The following is a 15,815-nucleotide window of genomic DNA, read 5'->3' on the forward strand; positions in this document are numbered from 1 at the left end:
TTGTGTGTTTCCTATTCTTAAAAATTCTCTTTGTCTTTGGTATTCATCATGATGGTCACCGGTCCATCGTTCTCCAGACTGATCTTCATATCTGCTCCAAAAATTCCGGTTTGCACCGGTTGACCCAACAGTTCGCTACACCGCGCAATCATATCTTCGTACATGGGTTTTGCCTTATCCGGCTTCGCCGCACGAATAAAGGATGGCCGATTGCCTTTCTTGGTTTGCGCGTACAAGGTGAACTGCGAAATGAGCAATAAGCCGCCGCCTACATCTTGCAGGGAGCGATTCATCAACCCTTGATCATCGGAAAATATGCGCATACTGCAAATTTTGGCGGCAAGCCAGACGGCATCTTCTTCTCCATCTGCTTCTTCCACTCCTAGCAAAACTAACAATCCCTGTTTAATGGCTCCTGTTTCGACACCATCAACATGGCATGCGGCGAAGCTGACACGCTGAATGACTGCTCTCATGGTCTAAAATTAGGCAAATTTGCCGAAATGCGAGATGCTGATATCCTGACAGCTTGACACGCAACTTTTGCAGAAATCTGACAACCATGAAGCAGACTTATGCAAAAATGTCTCCTAAATATGTAAATCCTGCTTTGGCATAATTGGTGATGCGAAGAATGTATAAACGTAAATAAAACATAAAATAAATAGAATAATTATGGCATTAAGTATCAAACCTATCGGCGACAGAGTCGTAGTTGAGGCGGCTCCAGCAGAAGAGAAAACAGCATCAGGAATCTATATTCCAGATACAGCGAAAGAAAAACCTTCTCAAGGAACAGTGGTAGCAGTAGGAACTGGTAAACCAGATGAACCATTGACTGTACAAGTAGGCGATAAAGTGTTGTATGGTAAATATGCAGGTACAGAGATCACGTACGAAGGTAAGGAGTATTTGATCATGCGTGAATCAGACATTTACGCGGTACTGTAAGTTAAGTTATATTCGATTATTAGATTTAAGTAATAGCAAGAAATGGCAAAACAGGTAAAATATAATGTAGAAGCGCGTGAAGCTCTTAAAAAAGGGGTAGATACGTTAGCAAATGCAGTAAAAGTAACGTTGGGACCAAAAGGTCGTAACGTCATTATCGAGAAAAAATTCGGTTCTCCAGCGATCACTAAAGATGGTGTAACGGTAGCAAAAGAAATCGAATTGAAAGACGCCGTGGAAAACATGGGCGCACAAATGGTGAAAGAAGTTGCTTCTAAAACTGCTGATCAAGCAGGTGACGGAACGACTACGGCTACCGTATTGGCTCAAGCAATCGTAGCGCCAGGTATCAAGTCGGTAGCGGCTGGTGCAAATCCAATGGACTTGAAACGTGGTATCGACAAAGCGGTATCTGCGGTAGTGACTAACTTGCAATCGCAATCTCAGGTTGTTGGCCAAGACAATAACAAAATCAAACAAGTAGCGTCTATCTCTGCTAACAACGATGAAGTGATCGGTTCTTTGATCGCACAAGCGATGGAAAAAGTAGGTAACGATGGCGTAATCACGGTAGAAGAAGCAAAAGGTACGGAAACTGAAGTAAAAACAGTAGAAGGTATGCAGTTTGACCGTGGTTATTTGTCTCCATATTTCGTGACCAACTCCGAAAAAATGGAAGCAGATCTTGAGAACCCATACATCTTGATCTACGACAAGAAAATCAGCAACATGAAAGAATTGTTGCCAATCTTGGAGAAACAAGTACAAACAGGCAAACCATTATTGATCATCGCAGAAGATTTAGATGGTGAAGCATTAGCGACACTAGTGGTAAATAAAATCCGTGGTTCACTGAAAGTGGCTGCTGTAAAAGCACCAGGATTCGGTGATCGTCGTAAAGCGATGTTGGAAGATATTGCGATCTTGACTGGCGGTACCGTTATTTCTGAAGAAAGAGGTTACAAATTGGAAAATGCTGAACTAGATATGCTAGGTCAAGCAGAGAAAGTGGTCATCGACAAAGATAACACGACGGTAATCAACGGATCTGGAAACGGGGAAGAGATCAAAGCACGCGTTGGACAAATTCGCTCACAAATCGAAACGACTACTTCTGACTACGATCGTGAGAAATTGCAAGAGCGTTTAGCGAAGCTTTCTGGTGGTGTAGCTGTTCTTTACGTAGGTGCTACTACCGAAGTAGAGATGAAAGAGAAGAAAGATCGCGTAGACGATGCATTGCACGCTACTCGTGCAGCTGTGGAAGAAGGTATCGTTGCTGGTGGTGGTGTTGCTTTTATTCGTGCAACAGAAGCCTTGAAAGACTTGAAAGGTGATAACGAAGATGAGAACATCGGTATCGACATCATCCGTCGTGCAATCGAGGAGCCTCTTCGTCAGATCTGTTTCAACGCAGGTATCGAAGGTGCGGTAATCGTACAAAAAGTGAAAGAAGGTTCTGGTGACTTCGGTTACAATGCACGCACAGATGTATTCGAAAACTTAATCGCAGCTGGTGTTATCGACCCAACTAAAGTATCTCGCGTAGCCTTAGAAAATGCTGCTTCTGTAGCTTCAATGTTGTTGACTACCGAGTGTGTGTTGGCAGATGAGCCAGAAGAAGCTGGTGCAGCTGGCGGCGGTGCTCCTGCTGGTATGCCAGGCGGCATGGGCGGCATGATGTAAGCCAACAATTAGTTTAATTATATATAGTGCAAAAGCCGGATATCCTGAGGGATGTCCGGCTTTTTTGGCTTTTATAGAATGCATCCAATCGAAAACATGGATATCTTTTATCACAATAAGCCATTTAAACGTTATGATGTTATCCGAATAAAACGCTGTACAATTAAATGAGCATAAAGTAATTTGACGCGCATTTCCATGTCATCAACCACCAATTTCCATTAATAGAAAACCATGGTTATTTGCCTCCCGAATTTGTTGCAACAGATTACATTCAGGAAATCAGCACCTATGAGCTTGTGGGTGGAGCGGTTGTCTTTGGATCATTTCAGGCTTTCGATCAGGATTATCTTATCGACGCCTTGAGCATGCTTGGAGATGTTTTTGTTGGCGTCGCGAATATTCCGAACACGATGTCAGCGCGAGAACTGACTCAGAGCGATAAATAAAAAGCAAATCTACGTATTGCTTATAAAATCATTTCAACAAGAAAATAAGACCACTATTTGTAGATTCGGTACTACAGATCCCTATTTTTTCATTTTAAAAATACTTAAAGGCATTAAAATTGCTTTAAAAACAACATTAATTAACCCACACATTACTTGCTGTTCCTAAACATTATTTGCACGTAAAAAGTAAATTTCTAAATACATCCATTAATACTCTTATCGAGGTAGATCATAGCTCTCTTGGCAAAAAGCGATGACAAAATATAAGAGCTGCCACAGACAGATACTGCTCTTTTGGAGAACAGCATTTACACAATTAGTAACGATAGATTCCACAATAAGACATTTCAATAATTAACAGAAAGTTAAACTTAAAATGCACATTATGAAAACGAAGTATTTATTGATCATCGCCATGTCTTTGATCACAGTAGCTTGTAGTAGGGATAATGACCACGAGCAGACCATCTCAAATGAAGAAGCAGAAATCCAACGGCTTTACCGAGCCGCTGTTGATGCCGGAGAGACAGAAATTACCATCTGGGGGGGCGGAGATACTCCGACTCAATTAAATTGGATTATTAACGAGTGGGAAGCAACCTTTCCAGAAATTAAGATCAATATTCGAGTTGATCTTTCTAAATTTTTGGACGTAGAGATTGATCAAGAGTTAGCCAATAATACCCTTACTCCGGATATTGTCCACATTCAGACGGTTCAGAACTTCCACCGGTGGAAAGCGGAGGGGCATCTCGAAAACTACAAACCATGGGCTTGGGATTTGATCCCATCAGCACTCAAAGATCCAGATGGTGCATTCACGCCAGTTTATTACATCACCTTTGCTATGCTGGCTAATAGAAATAACGTCTCGGCTCTCCCAGAAACATACGCCGACTTATTGACACCAGAATATAGAAACAACCTCATACTCACTTATCCTCATGACGATGATGCAGTGATTTTCTTATGGAAAAAGATTATCGATCAGTATGGTTGGGAGTATGTTGACCGTATTTTAGAACAAAATCCCCGCTGGGTGAGAGGAACTGCTGGCCCACATAATCAAGTGAGATTTGGAAACGAACTGGCATCATTCGGAACGGCAGGTGTCTTTGACACCACAAGAGATAATGGTGCCCAAGTGATATTGCCACGAGTAGACCCTTTCGTTACTTGGGGTCAAACAGCAGGAATATTCAAGCTGACAAAAAATAAAAATGCAGCAAAGCTCTATTTAAACTGGTTACTTTCGCCAAGAATCCAAAGAGATGTATGGATCGAGTGGTCCATAAGGACAGATTTGCCAATCAAAGGAGGATATGATTTTAGAACTTTCCAAAATACATCTCCAATTGAATACGTTCAATTTCTCTTGGATACGGAAGCCTATAATGAGATTTATAGACAGATGGAGGAAAGAATAGGACCTGTCCAAGGTGGCTCTCCACTTACTGATCCGCAGTATCTCGATTTATTGACTAACAACTAAAAGTGTGGTTACAAAGAAGAAAAAGGGAAGCCTAATTGCTTCCCTTTTTAGTACGTCTTACAATTTTACGGTGTAAAAAAACATATCTGTAATTTACAGGACATTCAACAACTATAGGTTTCGAATTTCAATTTTTCAAAAATCATTTCATCCATCTGATATCACAAGAAGTAGTTTTACGTGTTATACCATAATTCGATGCAGAATCACGTATACGATGTATGATCATGAAATTATTTGATGCCCATTTTCACATTATTAATCCGCAATTTCCACTGGTAGAAAACAATGGTTATCTTCCACCTGAATTTGTCACTACAGATTATCTCGAGGCGACAAAGGCTTATCTACTAGCCGGCGGAGCAGTGGTATCTGGTTCATTTCAAGCTTTCGATCAGGATTATCTCATTGATGCATTGAAAATCTTAGGAGATGGTTTTGTAGGCGTGGCTAATATCCCACATACTATATCTGACAAGAACTGGCTTTATTAAATAAAGCAAATGTTGTAGCCGTGCGTTTCAATGTAAAACGAGGTGGCTCAGAAAAAATAGAGCATATTGAGCAGCTTTCTAATAAGCTGTATGAGGAATACGGCTGGCACACGGAGCTGTATATTGACAGCAAGGATTTGAAAGAGCTAAAGCCGGTACTGCAAAGTATTCCAAAATTCTCCATTGACCACCTCGGACTTTCCAAAGAGGGATTGGACGATCTATATTATTGGGTAGATAAAGGTGCAAAGATAAAAGCGACGGGCTTCGGACGAATTAATTTCGATCCGATACCGACAATGAAGAAGATACACCAAATCAATCCACACGCCCTGCTATTTGGCACAGACCTGCCTTCCACGCGTGCTTCTGTACCATTCTCTGAAAAAGACGCACAATTGGTCGCTGAAAACTTTTCGGCCGATGATCTTGAGCTTATCATGTTCAAAAATGCGCAGGCTTGGTACCTTCGAAGATAATAAATAGCCCCACGCGCATCCCAAATCTCGCACTAACAAACTGACTCAAAGCGAGAAAGGAAAACAGCAAATCTACCTATTACTTATAAAGTCATTTCAATATGAAAATATGGCTGCTATTTGTAGATTGGTTACTACAGATCCAATTATTTGAATTGCAAAAATACCCAAAGCCAGTGAAGTTGCTTTAAAAAAATATTTATTAACCAAAAAAACAAATAAACCCTCCTAAGGCTTATTTATGCGTAAAAAATACATTCCCGAATACACACGGTAATACTATTAGCAGGTTGGAATCATAGCTCTCTTGGGAAAACCCTATAAGAAGGCATAACAGCCGCTACGACCAGATTAGTGCTATTTAAAAAATAGCAACCGCGCAATTCGTTATGATAGATTCTACAACAAGACATTTCATTAATTAACAGAAGGTTAAACGTAAAATGAACATTATGAAAACGAAGCATTTATTGATCATAGCGATGTCTTTGATCGCACTGGCCTGTAATAGGGATGATGACCACGAGCAGACAGCTGCGAATGAAGAAGCAGAAATCCAACGGTTGTACCGCGCAGCTATTGATGCTGGAGAAACTGAAGTTACACTATGGGGCGGAGGTAGCGCTCCCATGCAGCTAGATTGGATTAGAGATGCATGGGAAGAAGCGTTTCCAGAAATTAAAATAAATATTAGAGTGGACTTTTCAAAATTCCTAGACCAAGAGGTTAATCAAGAGCTGGCCAATAACAGTTTGACGCCCGATGTAGTTCAAATTCAAACGATCACTAACTTTCCTCGATGGAAAGCAGAAGGTCATCTAGAAAATTATAAACCGTGGGCATGGGATTTAATACCGTCAGACATCAAAGATACGGATGGCGCTTTCACACCAGTTTATTATACTTCTTTTGCCATAATAGCCAATCGGGCTAACGTTTCGGCTCTTCCTGAAACGTATGCCGACTTATTAGCACCGGAATATAGAGATAACATGATGCTCACGTATCCTCACGACGATGATGCGATCATATTTTTGTGGAAAAAAATTATCGATCAGTATGGATGGGAGTTCGTCGATCGTATTTTAGAACAAAATCCACAATGGGTAAGAGGACCTGCTCCTCAAGCGCAAGTGAGATTTGGAAATTACTTAGCATCATTCGGCACAACAGGTTTATTTGACACCAATATAGATGCTGGCGTTCAATTTGTATTGCCACGGAGAGACCCTTTTGTAACGTGGGGGCAAACGGCAGCAATATTCAAGCAGACAAAAAACAAAAATGCTGCTAAGCTCTATCTGACTTGGATGCTTTCTCAAAGAATACAAAGGGATGTTTGGTTTCAGTGGTCTGTAAGAACAGATCTTCCCATCAAAGCGGGCTATGATTTCAGAACTTACCAAAATACATCCCCAATAGAATACATTCAGTTTTTATCGGACACAGAGGCTTACGATGAGATGTACAGACAGATGGAAGAAAGAATAGGACCTGTTCAAGGAGGATCTCCACTTACTGACCCACAATATCTTGATTTATTGACCGATAACTAAAAGCCGTGCTATTAAAAAGAGAAAGGGAAGCGTCATTGCTTCCCTTTTTTGTATCGCCAGTGCACAGCGGTATAATAAGCGTTTATCTGCCTACTGAATTTGTCATACTAGATTATCTCAAGATGTCATCTTATTTTATTTATCAGGATAATCTGCTCTATAGATTAGTACAATCGGTGACGTTTGGATCACTTCCTTGCTGTGATTCAACAACGTAAGCTGAAATGTCACTTTTTCCCCTTCCGGAAAACTCATCATCCGATCAATATCTGCTTCCAGAATAATGTCTCGAAAATAACCCCTTATATCCCACTTGGTAGGCCTGGAAACGTCCTCATCCGTTTTCACGATAGCCGAAAGCGGGCTATACTGTGCTCTACCGTACAACCTTGCCGTTTTTTCGCACACGCCAAGTGGCATTGCATTATCCAGCTTATATTTAATTTCATGGGCGTCTGCGGTATACATCTCGCGCTTGCGATTGATCACCAACGTGTCGAAAAGTAATTTATATATGTCGCCATCATTTGCACATGGATGGTAGAAGGTAGGTTCTATCACGGGTGGTTCGGCGATGTACACAGGATTACTTTTATTACAGGACGCAATCAAAAAGAGGCACAAGCTATACGTAACGAGGATTTGTTTTAAAGACAATGGATTGTATTTCATATTTATCTATTGTTAGAATTGAAAGATCGCCTCTAATATTTACGGTTTTAAATTAGTTAAAAACAATATGATAAGAATCGAATCTCCTCCGTACAGCCGTGAAGTCACAGCTTATATCCGATGGAAATACCATAAACTTTATTTCTGACACTCCCTGTGGGACTGTTGCCTCCAATTCTAGGCGCGAGGTTGGCCGCTCCAAATTGACCATGAAGCTGCATAGTAATCCCACGCATGAGCTCATAACCCAAGATGAGATTTATACCATAATCCCAAGGCTTTCCATAAAGGTAATTGCCAAATTCTCCATCGGCGACATCGCTTCTGAAAATGACATCACCACGGGGCTCGATCATAATATCACCGATCAGCACGTGAGCTTGATCCGCTTTCCATTTACCCCCGGTTGCATATCCAACGTAAGGTCCAGCCCCGAAGATCAAATTACCAGACCCCAATGGAGGCGAGTAAAGCAGATTTACCGGAATCTCGATATAGGAAGCTGTAGCTCGGAATTCTAGATCCGATTCGGCCAACCATCCTCCATTCTGCTTAAAACCCTTGCCAGAGTAAAGTGCTGCCGGTTGGATCGAAATATCTGCCGCAATAGGAATCTCTACTGTCATCCCGACTTGAAATCGCGGTATCATTCCAGTTTCCTGCCTTTCCCCAACTTCATTGACTAAACGAAGGCCAGCAAAGTTCATCCCAGCTCTTACACCAATCTGTACTTGACTACTCGCGTTTTCTACACCAGTCAGTAAGAAGGCCAATAGCAGAGCAACACAAATTATCTTTGGACGCATATTCAGAATTTAGGACTTTTAGATTACTGAACAATACGTTTTTGGGACTGGAAGTGCTACAGGTATATACTATTTCTAATTACAGACAGCTCTTAATGCGGGAAAACTATTGAAGATACGCAATAAAATCACTTTTAAAATAAGATATAAAGAGATAAAAAAGCTATATATAATAGATATGGTTAAATAAAAATGCATGCATCAGTGTGATTAAACGCATATAATAAAGAAAAGATACCCTAATTAAACCTCTGTGAGGAATAAGCCGTATAGTAGCCCCGAGCAGAATCGAACTGCTATCTAATGTTTAGGAAACACCTATTCTATCCGTTGAACTACAGGGCCAATAGTATATACAAAGATTTAAAAAAATAAGTCCACTATCAAGTCAAACGAGTATTTAGTTCCCCCTACCACAAACATAGGATTGATCAATATAACCAAGCTTATAATATAGATTAAGTTTATAAGTTATTGATAATTTCGATGTGACAATAGTTTGTATTATATGTACTTTTGTGCATCGAAATTAATACGAAAAACAAAATATCTTAACTATGAGCTTTACAGGCAAAAACTTCCCTAACATTACCGTAGACGCAATCGATTACATGGGAGATTATATCTCACTAAATATTTTTGAAAAAGCACAACAAGAGAATAAAAAGATCCTTTTATTCTGGTATCCGAAAGATTTCACTTTTGTGTGTCCTACTGAATTGCACGCTTTTCAAGCGGAAGTTGCTGAATTAGAAAAACGCAATACCATTGTGATTGGTGCATCTTGCGACTCTAATGAAGTACACTTTGCTTGGTTGAATACTGCAAAAGACAACGGCGGTATCGAAGGTGTGGAATACCCAATCATTGCAGATACTAACCGCAATTTATCTAGCGTATTAGGCATCTTGGAAATGAACGAAGTAGAGCACCCAGAATACGGCACTTTAGTAGAAGGTTCGGCTGTAACTTACCGCGCTACTTACTTGATCGACGAAACTGGAAAAGTATTCCACGAGTCGGTAAACGATATGCCATTGGGTCGTAACGTAAAAGAATACATCCGCCTCATCGACGCATACACACACGTACAGAAACACGGTGAAGTATGTCCAGCGAACTGGGAAGAAGGAAAAGAAGCCATGAGCGCAACACGTGATGGCGTAGCTTCTTACTTAGCGAGCAACTAATAACAAAGCCGTCAATTCGGTCTTTGAGTAAATTTTCGGGCTGACTAGAAAGCGTTTCTGCTACAGTGACATTTTTAGTCAGCTTTTTTGTACACCATTAAGCGCAAATAGCATGTTACAAGAATTAGATAATGACAATCTTCAGGAGATTGTAAATAGCAATGACACCGTATTAGTACAGTTCTCGGCCTCTTGGTGTGGCAATTGCCGCATTATGAAACCGAAGTTCAAAAAACTATCTGGTGAAAATGAAAACGTAGCTTTTGTCATCGTCGACGCGGAAAAGTTTCCAGAGTCTAGAAAACTAGCGAACGTAGATAATTTACCGACTTTTGCAGCCTTTAGCAATGGTAAGTTGGTCAACCAAGTGCAAACAAACAAGATTGATGGTCTAGTAGATTTATTAAATGAAGTTACCAGTAATTAAGCACCTGACCAATTTCATCGCGGAGAACGATGTTGATTTTGTTTTAGAAACCATCGAAACCTTAGAATCCTTAACAGAGGTTTCAACGCTAAAAGATGAAGAGCTCGACGTAATCGGCGAATTGATCTCTAATATGTATGCCGCCGTGGAAGTCAACAAATTAATCAAAGAAGGGCAAGCTCCAAAAGATGCTATCAATGCGTTTATGCAACGCGTAATGGGCTCGATAGACCGATAACACGGTTTTCCACAAAAAACTGTGCATAACTGCATTTTTGTGGAAAAGTTTTTTAAGACCTTTTGCGTTTTAATAACATATAATGTCCTACTTTTATAGAAATGAAATTAATGCCTGACTCCCATTTCATTTCAGGATGAAAGAAGTATCAGGTTTAGTATCAAGGGTTTTAAAAGGATTTTTAATTGTTGGTAAAAGGAATCAAATAACTATTTGATTCCTTTTATTGTTAATGTACATTCATACATGCTGCGCACACTTACTTTCCTAATACTGTTAATAACGCATAGTTTTTCTTTTGGTCAAACCATTATCCCAAAAAATTCTTCCGAAATCAAAGCTGGACTAGAGAAGCTAAATGTGCTAGGTTCTGTACTCTACTTTGCCGCTCATCCAGATGATGAAAATACCAAATTGATTGCTTGGTTGGCCAATGAAAAGAAATATGAAACCGCTTATCTATCCTTAACCAGAGGTGATGGTGGCCAAAATCTTATTGGCACGGAGATGGGCATCGAACTTGGTCTGATCCGCACGCAGGAATTATTAGCCGCTCGACGCATTGATGGTGGCAATCAGTATTTCAGCTCTGCGTATGACTTTGGATTTTCCAAAACCTTTGAAGAAACGTTTGCTTTTTGGAATAAAGAAGAGACACTGCGCGAAAGCGTTTGGCTGATCCGCAAGCTGCGTCCAGATGTGATCATCACCCGATTTCCACCAGATCCACGCGGTGGCCACGGCCATCATCAAGCATCTGCCATTCTAGCGCATGAAGCGTTTATTGCGGCAGCAGATCCAAAACGCTTTCCAGAACAACTGGACGAACTCGACGTGTGGCAAGCCAAACGCTTGCTGTGGAATACGGCAAACTTTGGCGGACAGAATAATACGTCGGACGATCAATTAAAGATTGAAACGGGTGACTTCAATACGTTACTAGGTGCTTCTTACGGCGAAGTATCGGCGATCAGCCGTTCGCAACACAAAAGCCAAGGCTTTGGCTCGGCGTCTTCTCGCGGCCAAAGCATCGAGTACTTTGAACATGTGGCTGGTGAGCCAGCAAAGCAAACCTTATTGGATGGTGTCACGACAGATTGGTCTCGCATAGCGAACGCTGGCTTAGTCGCGCAGCAAATTGCCGATTTGAACAAAACCTTCGACATGAGCGCTCCACAAAAATCCATACCAGCATTACTTGCACTGCACAAAAGCGTACAAAATATAGCAGACAAGCATTGGCGCGCCATAAAAACGCAAGAGATCGAGGAACTGATCTTGGCCTGTGCTGGCTTTTATATCGACAACTATACCTTAAAACCAGTCGGCATCCTGGGCGAGTCTGTAGAGGTGTTTCAAGAAATTATTGTTCGCAATCCAAATATCGACGCCAGCGTTGAGCGCATTGGCACGCAATCGATTCGCCAAACGCTCGAAAATAACAAGACTTTCCGTCATCAATATCAAATCACATCGCCAGCGATTACGCAACCATTTTGGTTACGTAAACCGTATACGTTGGGTAAATTTGATGTGGAAGAGGCGGATTTCGGCGCAGCCGAAAGTAGCGATCGCCCACAGACGGAGATCGTGATTACGATTGACGGTCTACCGATCGTGATCCATCAGCCGATCACACATCGTTATGTAGATCCAGTTCGTGGCGAAATTCACAATCCGCTGCATATATTGCCACAAATTACTGCTTCGGCAGCTCAAAGTGCGATCCTATTAGCTGATAAGGGGCAGCCGCACAAATTAGAAGTCACCTTTACACGGCATGATGATAGCGATCAAGTGGAGGTTTCAGTCAATGTACCAACAGGCGTGGCTATAGCTCCTTCTACAGCCGTTTTGAGTTTTGGTAAATCCAAATCCATCACGCAGTCCTTTGAAGTAAAAGCTGCCGCAGGCGGACCTGCTAAAGCATCCGAAGGATCGGCTGAAGACATTAGCTTTAGCATAGGAAAGGATACGATTCGTCAGTATCGGTTGATCGAATACAATCACATTCCATCGCAGGCTTGGTTTCCTAAGTTGGCCATCAAAGCGGAAAAAATAGATTTGAATGTCCCGGTGAAACGCGTCGCGTATGTAACTGGAGCAGGCGATCGCGTACCTGAATCTTTGCGTGCTGTCGGTATGGTGGTCGATGTGATTCGTCCGCAAGAAATCTCGACCGTAAGCGCGGCGCAATATGACGCGTTGATCGTAGGCATCCGTGCTTATAATGTACATGCTTATCTTACTGAATATACGCCGGCATTATTGCGCTATGCGGAAGCGGGCGGAACGGTATTGGCGCAATATCAAGTGAATTCCGGCGTAGCTGGAAAAGATATTGGGCCTTATCCTTTCCAAGTAACGCGCGCACGCGTAACGGAGGAAGATGCGGACGTAAAATTTCTTTTACCAAATGACCCTTCTTTGCAAAAACCGAATAAAATTACTGAGGCAGATTTTGCGGATTGGATACAAGAACGCGGCTTGTATTTTGTGGAAAATACGGATGCCACGTACCGCAAACCGCTATCCATGCACGATAAAAACGAAACTGCTCACGATGGCTCCTTAATTATCGCCCGGTACGGAAAAGGCAAATTTGTATACACATCCCTGGCCTTTTTTAGGCAATTGCCTGCTGGAGTTCCGGGAGCTTACAGATTATTTGTAAATTTACTGGCAAAAGAAGAATAAATACAACGCATAACATTGATATGGAAAATACTAAAAACGAAAAAGCAACTTTGCACAATTCTCTTTATCTAATCGGTGCTGTCATGGGTGCCATCATTGCATTCGCATCGTCAGGAGCACCTTTGAGCTTAGTGACAGGAGCAATCGGCGGATTAATTTTTGCAAGCATCTTTGTGAAATTTGTTATCCCGCACAAGCCTAGTGATAGATAAGGGACTACCTTCCTTTATCGGTAGCTGGCAACGATTTTATTGGCTAGTTGCGCTGTGGCTCGTGGTCAATATTGCATTGATGTACTGGTTTACAAAATATTTTGAATGAGCACTCTCGATTGGATAGTGCTCATTCTCACGTTGCTGGGTATTGTAACGTATGGGATCTACAAAAGCCGCAATGTTCAAAACATTGATGGCTACATGCTGGGCGATCGCGAGTTGCCTTGGTACAATGTCGGTTTCTCAGTGATGGCCACACAAGCCAGCGCCATCACTTTTCTTTCGGCTCCAGGCTTAGCCTACAGCTCGGGCATGAGCTTCGTGCAATTTTATTTTGGGCTTCCTTTAGCCATGATTGTATTGTGCATCACCTTTGTGCCGATCTTTCACCGACTAAAAGTATATACGGCTTACGAATTCTTAGAAAAGCGTTTTGACGTGAATACGCGTGTACTTACCGCGATACTGTTCCTCATTCAGCGCGGCATCTCTACTGGTATCACGATCTTTGCTCCTGCCGTTATTTTATCGACCATTTTCGAGATTGACCTTACTTTAACCACTTTAGGGATCGGTATTATGGTAATCTCCTATACGGTGTATGGTGGTACCAAAGCGGTTTCTTACACGCAGTTGCTACAAATGTCTATTATCTTTGGTGGCTTGCTATTGGCGGGCATTTTAGTGGTGCATTTCTTGCCCGAAGAAATTGGCTTTTCAGAAGCACTACACATTGCCGGTAAATCCGGCAAAACGAACGCGATTGATTTCAGCTTTGATTTGAACAATCAATACACGGTATGGACCGGATTGATCGGTGGATTCTTTTTGCAACTATCTTATTTCGGCACAGATCAAAGTCAAGTCGGCCGCTATCTCACCGGATCTTCCGTGCGCGAAAGCCGCATGGGATTGCTGATGAATGGCGTTTTGAAAATACCCATGCAGTTCTGTATTCTTTTAATTGGCGTGTTGGTATTTGCCTATTATCAATACAACACACCGCCACTATTCTTCAATCAAGCGGAAGCCAAGAAATTGGAAAATAGTAGCTATTCTGCCGAATACAAATCCTTGATCACAAAACACGAGCAAACAAAAGCGGCCAAAGCTGCTGATGTAGAAGGACTAATAAAAGCGATGAAAGCCAACGATAAGCGGGCGGAAGAAGACTTTACTACCGCCTTAGCTGTGCACAATCAATCGACCGATTCGCTTCGTGCCCAAATGATCGATCTGCTACAGCAAAATGATGCTGCAGCAGATACCAATGACAATAACTACGTATTCTTATCTTTCGTTAGCGATGTATTTCCCAAAGGACTTGTTGGATTGCTGATTGCGATTATCTTCCTTGCTTCTATGGGAGCTACAGCAAGTGCTATCAACTCCCTCTCGTCTACCACGGTAATCGATATCATTAAGCGATTTGTACGAAAAACAGGTGATGATAAAACCTATTTGCGTATATCTAGATTTACGACGCTATTTTGGGGAATTTTCACCATGATTATTGCTTTGTATGCCAACCGTGTTGGCAACTTATTGGAGGCGGTGAATATTCTTGGTTCCCTATTTTATGGAACCATACTCGGTATTTTTCTAGTTGCATTTTACCTCAAAAAAATAGGTGGAAGAGCCGTATTTATTGCCGCTCTGCTCACCGAAGCATTGATCATCTACATCTGGCAACAAGATATGATTGCTTTCTTGTGGCTCAATTTGATTGGTTGTATCGGCGTGATTTTGATCGGTTATATCATACAACTCTTCTTACCAGCACATAAAAGCATCACGCAATAGGCAGCATAGTACTTTCTTTACACATCACCTTTGTCTAACCATTTCGGCACATTAGGCGCTTCGTAGTTATTCATTTTCTCTAGCAGATCCACGATATTATCCGATACGAGCAACATATCTCTATTCTCTGGCTTGAGCAATCCTGCTTCTACCATTTTGTCGATAAATGTGATCAGGTAATCATAAAACCCATTGACATTCAAGATGCCGACTGGCTTGTTGTGCAAACCTAGCTGCGCCCAAGTGATCATCTCAAAAAGTTCTTCTAATGTGCCAAATCCACCCGGCAGAGCGATGACGCCTTCGCAGAGCGTGCTCATTTTCATTTTGCGCTCGTGCATCGTTTCGACTACGATCAATTCTGTCAAGCCATGATGACCTACTTCTTTAGCGTCTAGAAATTCGGGAATCACGCCGATCACTTTTCCATCGGAATCCAATGCTGCATCCGCGACAGCGCCCATCAATCCAACTTTGCCACCACCATATACCAAAGTGATTTCGGCTTGCGCCAAATGTGCACCAACTCGGCGCGCGCTCTCCATCCACACCCCATCAAAACCGGGACTGGAAGCACAAAAAATTACGACACTTTTTATATTCATAACTCAAAGATAGGTCTTTTTCGAAAGCCTAAAAACAGGAAATCCTTCCTTT

General features: G+C 41.8%; 17 protein-coding genes and 1 tRNA gene. 13 read left to right on the forward strand and 5 right to left on the reverse strand.

Going from position 1 to position 15,815, the window contains the following annotated elements; translation table 11 throughout:
- Positions 1 to 17: 17 nt before the first annotated feature.
- Positions 18 to 476 carry a D-aminoacyl-tRNA deacylase gene (gene dtd / locus GKO22_RS03390; RefSeq protein ID WP_166332672.1) on the reverse strand — a complete coding sequence of 153 codons (459 nt, stop codon included), beginning with the start codon at positions 474 to 476 and terminating at the stop codon, positions 18 to 20.
- A gap of 199 nt (positions 477 to 675) precedes the next feature.
- Here dtd and GKO22_RS03395 point away from each other — a divergent pair, with 199 nt between their 5' ends.
- From GKO22_RS03395 to GKO22_RS03420, 7 genes are all read left to right on the forward strand, one after another.
- The gene (locus tag GKO22_RS03395) at positions 676 to 951 is read left to right on the forward strand and encodes a co-chaperone GroES (protein ID WP_066756485.1); all 276 of its coding nucleotides are present in this window, start codon (positions 676 to 678) and stop codon (positions 949 to 951) included.
- A gap of 42 nt (positions 952 to 993) precedes the next feature.
- Positions 994 to 2,637, forward strand: a complete 1,644-nt coding sequence (gene groL / locus GKO22_RS03400; protein ID WP_166332673.1) for a chaperonin GroEL — start codon at positions 994 to 996, stop codon at positions 2,635 to 2,637.
- A gap of 242 nt (positions 2,638 to 2,879) precedes the next feature.
- Positions 2,880 to 3,086 carry an amidohydrolase family protein gene (locus GKO22_RS03405; RefSeq protein ID WP_166332674.1) on the forward strand — a complete coding sequence of 69 codons (207 nt, stop codon included), beginning with the start codon at positions 2,880 to 2,882 and terminating at the stop codon, positions 3,084 to 3,086.
- A 388-nt stretch (positions 3,087 to 3,474) separates the two neighbouring features.
- On the forward strand, positions 3,475 to 4,581 hold the full coding sequence (locus tag GKO22_RS03410) for an ABC transporter substrate-binding protein (RefSeq protein ID WP_166332675.1): 1,107 nt from the start codon (positions 3,475 to 3,477) through the stop codon (positions 4,579 to 4,581).
- A 227-nt stretch (positions 4,582 to 4,808) separates the two neighbouring features.
- Positions 4,809 to 5,075 carry an amidohydrolase family protein gene (locus GKO22_RS16545; RefSeq protein WP_206367790.1) on the forward strand — a complete coding sequence of 89 codons (267 nt, stop codon included), beginning with the start codon at positions 4,809 to 4,811 and terminating at the stop codon, positions 5,073 to 5,075.
- A gap of 20 nt (positions 5,076 to 5,095) precedes the next feature.
- A complete protein-coding gene (locus GKO22_RS16550; protein ID WP_206367791.1) occupies positions 5,096 to 5,554 on the forward strand; it encodes an amidohydrolase family protein in 459 nt (152 codons plus the stop codon).
- A gap of 452 nt (positions 5,555 to 6,006) precedes the next feature.
- A complete protein-coding gene (locus tag GKO22_RS03420; RefSeq protein ID WP_166332676.1) occupies positions 6,007 to 7,110 on the forward strand; it encodes an ABC transporter substrate-binding protein in 1,104 nt (367 codons plus the stop codon).
- A gap of 135 nt (positions 7,111 to 7,245) precedes the next feature.
- Here GKO22_RS03420 and GKO22_RS03425 read toward each other — a convergent pair whose 3' ends face one another.
- The 3 genes from GKO22_RS03425 to GKO22_RS03435 all read right to left on the reverse strand — a co-directional run bounded on the left by GKO22_RS03425 (position 7,246) and on the right by GKO22_RS03435 (position 8,933).
- Positions 7,246 to 7,782 carry a hypothetical protein gene (locus tag GKO22_RS03425; RefSeq protein ID WP_166332677.1) on the reverse strand — a complete coding sequence of 179 codons (537 nt, stop codon included), beginning with the start codon at positions 7,780 to 7,782 and terminating at the stop codon, positions 7,246 to 7,248.
- Positions 7,783 to 7,886: 104 nt separating this feature from the next.
- Positions 7,887 to 8,588 carry a porin family protein gene (locus tag GKO22_RS03430; RefSeq protein WP_166332678.1) on the reverse strand — a complete coding sequence of 234 codons (702 nt, stop codon included), beginning with the start codon at positions 8,586 to 8,588 and terminating at the stop codon, positions 7,887 to 7,889.
- A 273-nt stretch (positions 8,589 to 8,861) separates the two neighbouring features.
- Positions 8,862 to 8,933: transfer RNA gene (locus tag GKO22_RS03435), tRNA-Arg, on the reverse strand.
- Between the two features lie 212 nt (positions 8,934 to 9,145).
- On the opposite strand from GKO22_RS03435, the gene GKO22_RS03440 reads away from it, so the two are divergent.
- The 6 genes from GKO22_RS03440 to GKO22_RS03465 all read left to right on the forward strand — a co-directional run bounded on the left by GKO22_RS03440 (position 9,146) and on the right by GKO22_RS03465 (position 15,158).
- A complete protein-coding gene (locus GKO22_RS03440; protein ID WP_166332679.1) occupies positions 9,146 to 9,778 on the forward strand; it encodes a peroxiredoxin in 633 nt (210 codons plus the stop codon).
- Between the two features lie 112 nt (positions 9,779 to 9,890).
- Positions 9,891 to 10,205, forward strand: coding sequence for a thioredoxin family protein (locus GKO22_RS03445; protein WP_116775315.1), 315 nt, complete (start codon positions 9,891 to 9,893; stop codon positions 10,203 to 10,205).
- The gene (locus tag GKO22_RS03450) at positions 10,186 to 10,443 is read left to right on the forward strand and encodes a DUF6952 family protein (protein WP_166332680.1); all 258 of its coding nucleotides are present in this window, start codon (positions 10,186 to 10,188) and stop codon (positions 10,441 to 10,443) included. Before GKO22_RS03445 ends, GKO22_RS03450 begins: the two co-directional genes overlap by 20 nt.
- Positions 10,444 to 10,689: 246 nt before the next feature.
- Positions 10,690 to 13,140, forward strand: a complete 2,451-nt coding sequence (locus tag GKO22_RS03455) for a PIG-L family deacetylase (protein ID WP_166332681.1) — start codon at positions 10,690 to 10,692, stop codon at positions 13,138 to 13,140.
- 20 nt (positions 13,141 to 13,160) lie between these two features.
- Positions 13,161 to 13,352 (forward strand): hypothetical protein, encoded by a 192-nt coding sequence (locus GKO22_RS03460; RefSeq protein ID WP_166332682.1) that lies wholly within the window; start codon positions 13,161 to 13,163, stop codon positions 13,350 to 13,352.
- A gap of 105 nt (positions 13,353 to 13,457) precedes the next feature.
- Complete coding sequence (locus GKO22_RS03465) at positions 13,458 to 15,158, forward strand: sodium:solute symporter (protein ID WP_166332683.1); 1,701 nt, start codon at positions 13,458 to 13,460, stop codon at positions 15,156 to 15,158.
- Between the two features lie 17 nt (positions 15,159 to 15,175).
- Here GKO22_RS03465 and GKO22_RS03470 read toward each other — a convergent pair whose 3' ends face one another.
- On the reverse strand, positions 15,176 to 15,763 hold the full coding sequence (locus tag GKO22_RS03470; protein ID WP_206367792.1) for an LOG family protein: 588 nt from the start codon (positions 15,761 to 15,763) through the stop codon (positions 15,176 to 15,178).
- Positions 15,764 to 15,815 lie beyond the last annotated feature (52 nt).

It is taken from the genome of Sphingobacterium chungjuense (assembly GCF_011316935.1).
In the GTDB taxonomy this organism is placed as follows: domain Bacteria; phylum Bacteroidota; class Bacteroidia; order Sphingobacteriales; family Sphingobacteriaceae; genus Sphingobacterium; species Sphingobacterium chungjuense.

Excerpts from the sequence above, each read along its gene's own strand:
- GKO22_RS03440 (WP_166332679.1), top strand. The coding sequence starts at position 9,146 with ATGAGCTTTACAGGCAAAAACTTCCCTAACATTACCGTAGACGCAATC.
- GKO22_RS03455 (WP_166332681.1), top strand. The coding sequence starts at position 10,690 with ATGCTGCGCACACTTACTTTCCTAATACTGTTAATAACGCATAGTTTT.
- GKO22_RS03430 (WP_166332678.1), bottom strand. The coding sequence starts at position 8,588 with ATGCGTCCAAAGATAATTTGTGTTGCTCTGCTATTGGCCTTCTTACTG.
- GKO22_RS03450 (WP_166332680.1), top strand. The coding sequence starts at position 10,186 with ATGAAGTTACCAGTAATTAAGCACCTGACCAATTTCATCGCGGAGAAC.
- GKO22_RS03445 (WP_116775315.1), top strand. The coding sequence starts at position 9,891 with ATGTTACAAGAATTAGATAATGACAATCTTCAGGAGATTGTAAATAGC.
- GKO22_RS03395 (WP_066756485.1), top strand. The coding sequence starts at position 676 with ATGGCATTAAGTATCAAACCTATCGGCGACAGAGTCGTAGTTGAGGCG.
- GKO22_RS03425 (WP_166332677.1), bottom strand. The coding sequence starts at position 7,782 with ATGAAATACAATCCATTGTCTTTAAAACAAATCCTCGTTACGTATAGC.
- GKO22_RS03460 (WP_166332682.1), top strand. The coding sequence starts at position 13,161 with ATGGAAAATACTAAAAACGAAAAAGCAACTTTGCACAATTCTCTTTAT.
- GKO22_RS03410 (WP_166332675.1), top strand. The coding sequence starts at position 3,475 with ATGAAAACGAAGTATTTATTGATCATCGCCATGTCTTTGATCACAGTA.
- GKO22_RS03420 (WP_166332676.1), top strand. The coding sequence starts at position 6,007 with ATGAAAACGAAGCATTTATTGATCATAGCGATGTCTTTGATCGCACTG.
- GKO22_RS16545 (WP_206367790.1), top strand. The coding sequence starts at position 4,809 with ATGAAATTATTTGATGCCCATTTTCACATTATTAATCCGCAATTTCCA.
- GKO22_RS03470 (WP_206367792.1), bottom strand. The coding sequence starts at position 15,763 with ATGAATATAAAAAGTGTCGTAATTTTTTGTGCTTCCAGTCCCGGTTTT.
- GKO22_RS03465 (WP_166332683.1), top strand. The coding sequence starts at position 13,458 with ATGAGCACTCTCGATTGGATAGTGCTCATTCTCACGTTGCTGGGTATT.
- dtd (WP_166332672.1), bottom strand. The coding sequence starts at position 476 with ATGAGAGCAGTCATTCAGCGTGTCAGCTTCGCCGCATGCCATGTTGAT.
- groL (WP_166332673.1), top strand. The coding sequence starts at position 994 with ATGGCAAAACAGGTAAAATATAATGTAGAAGCGCGTGAAGCTCTTAAA.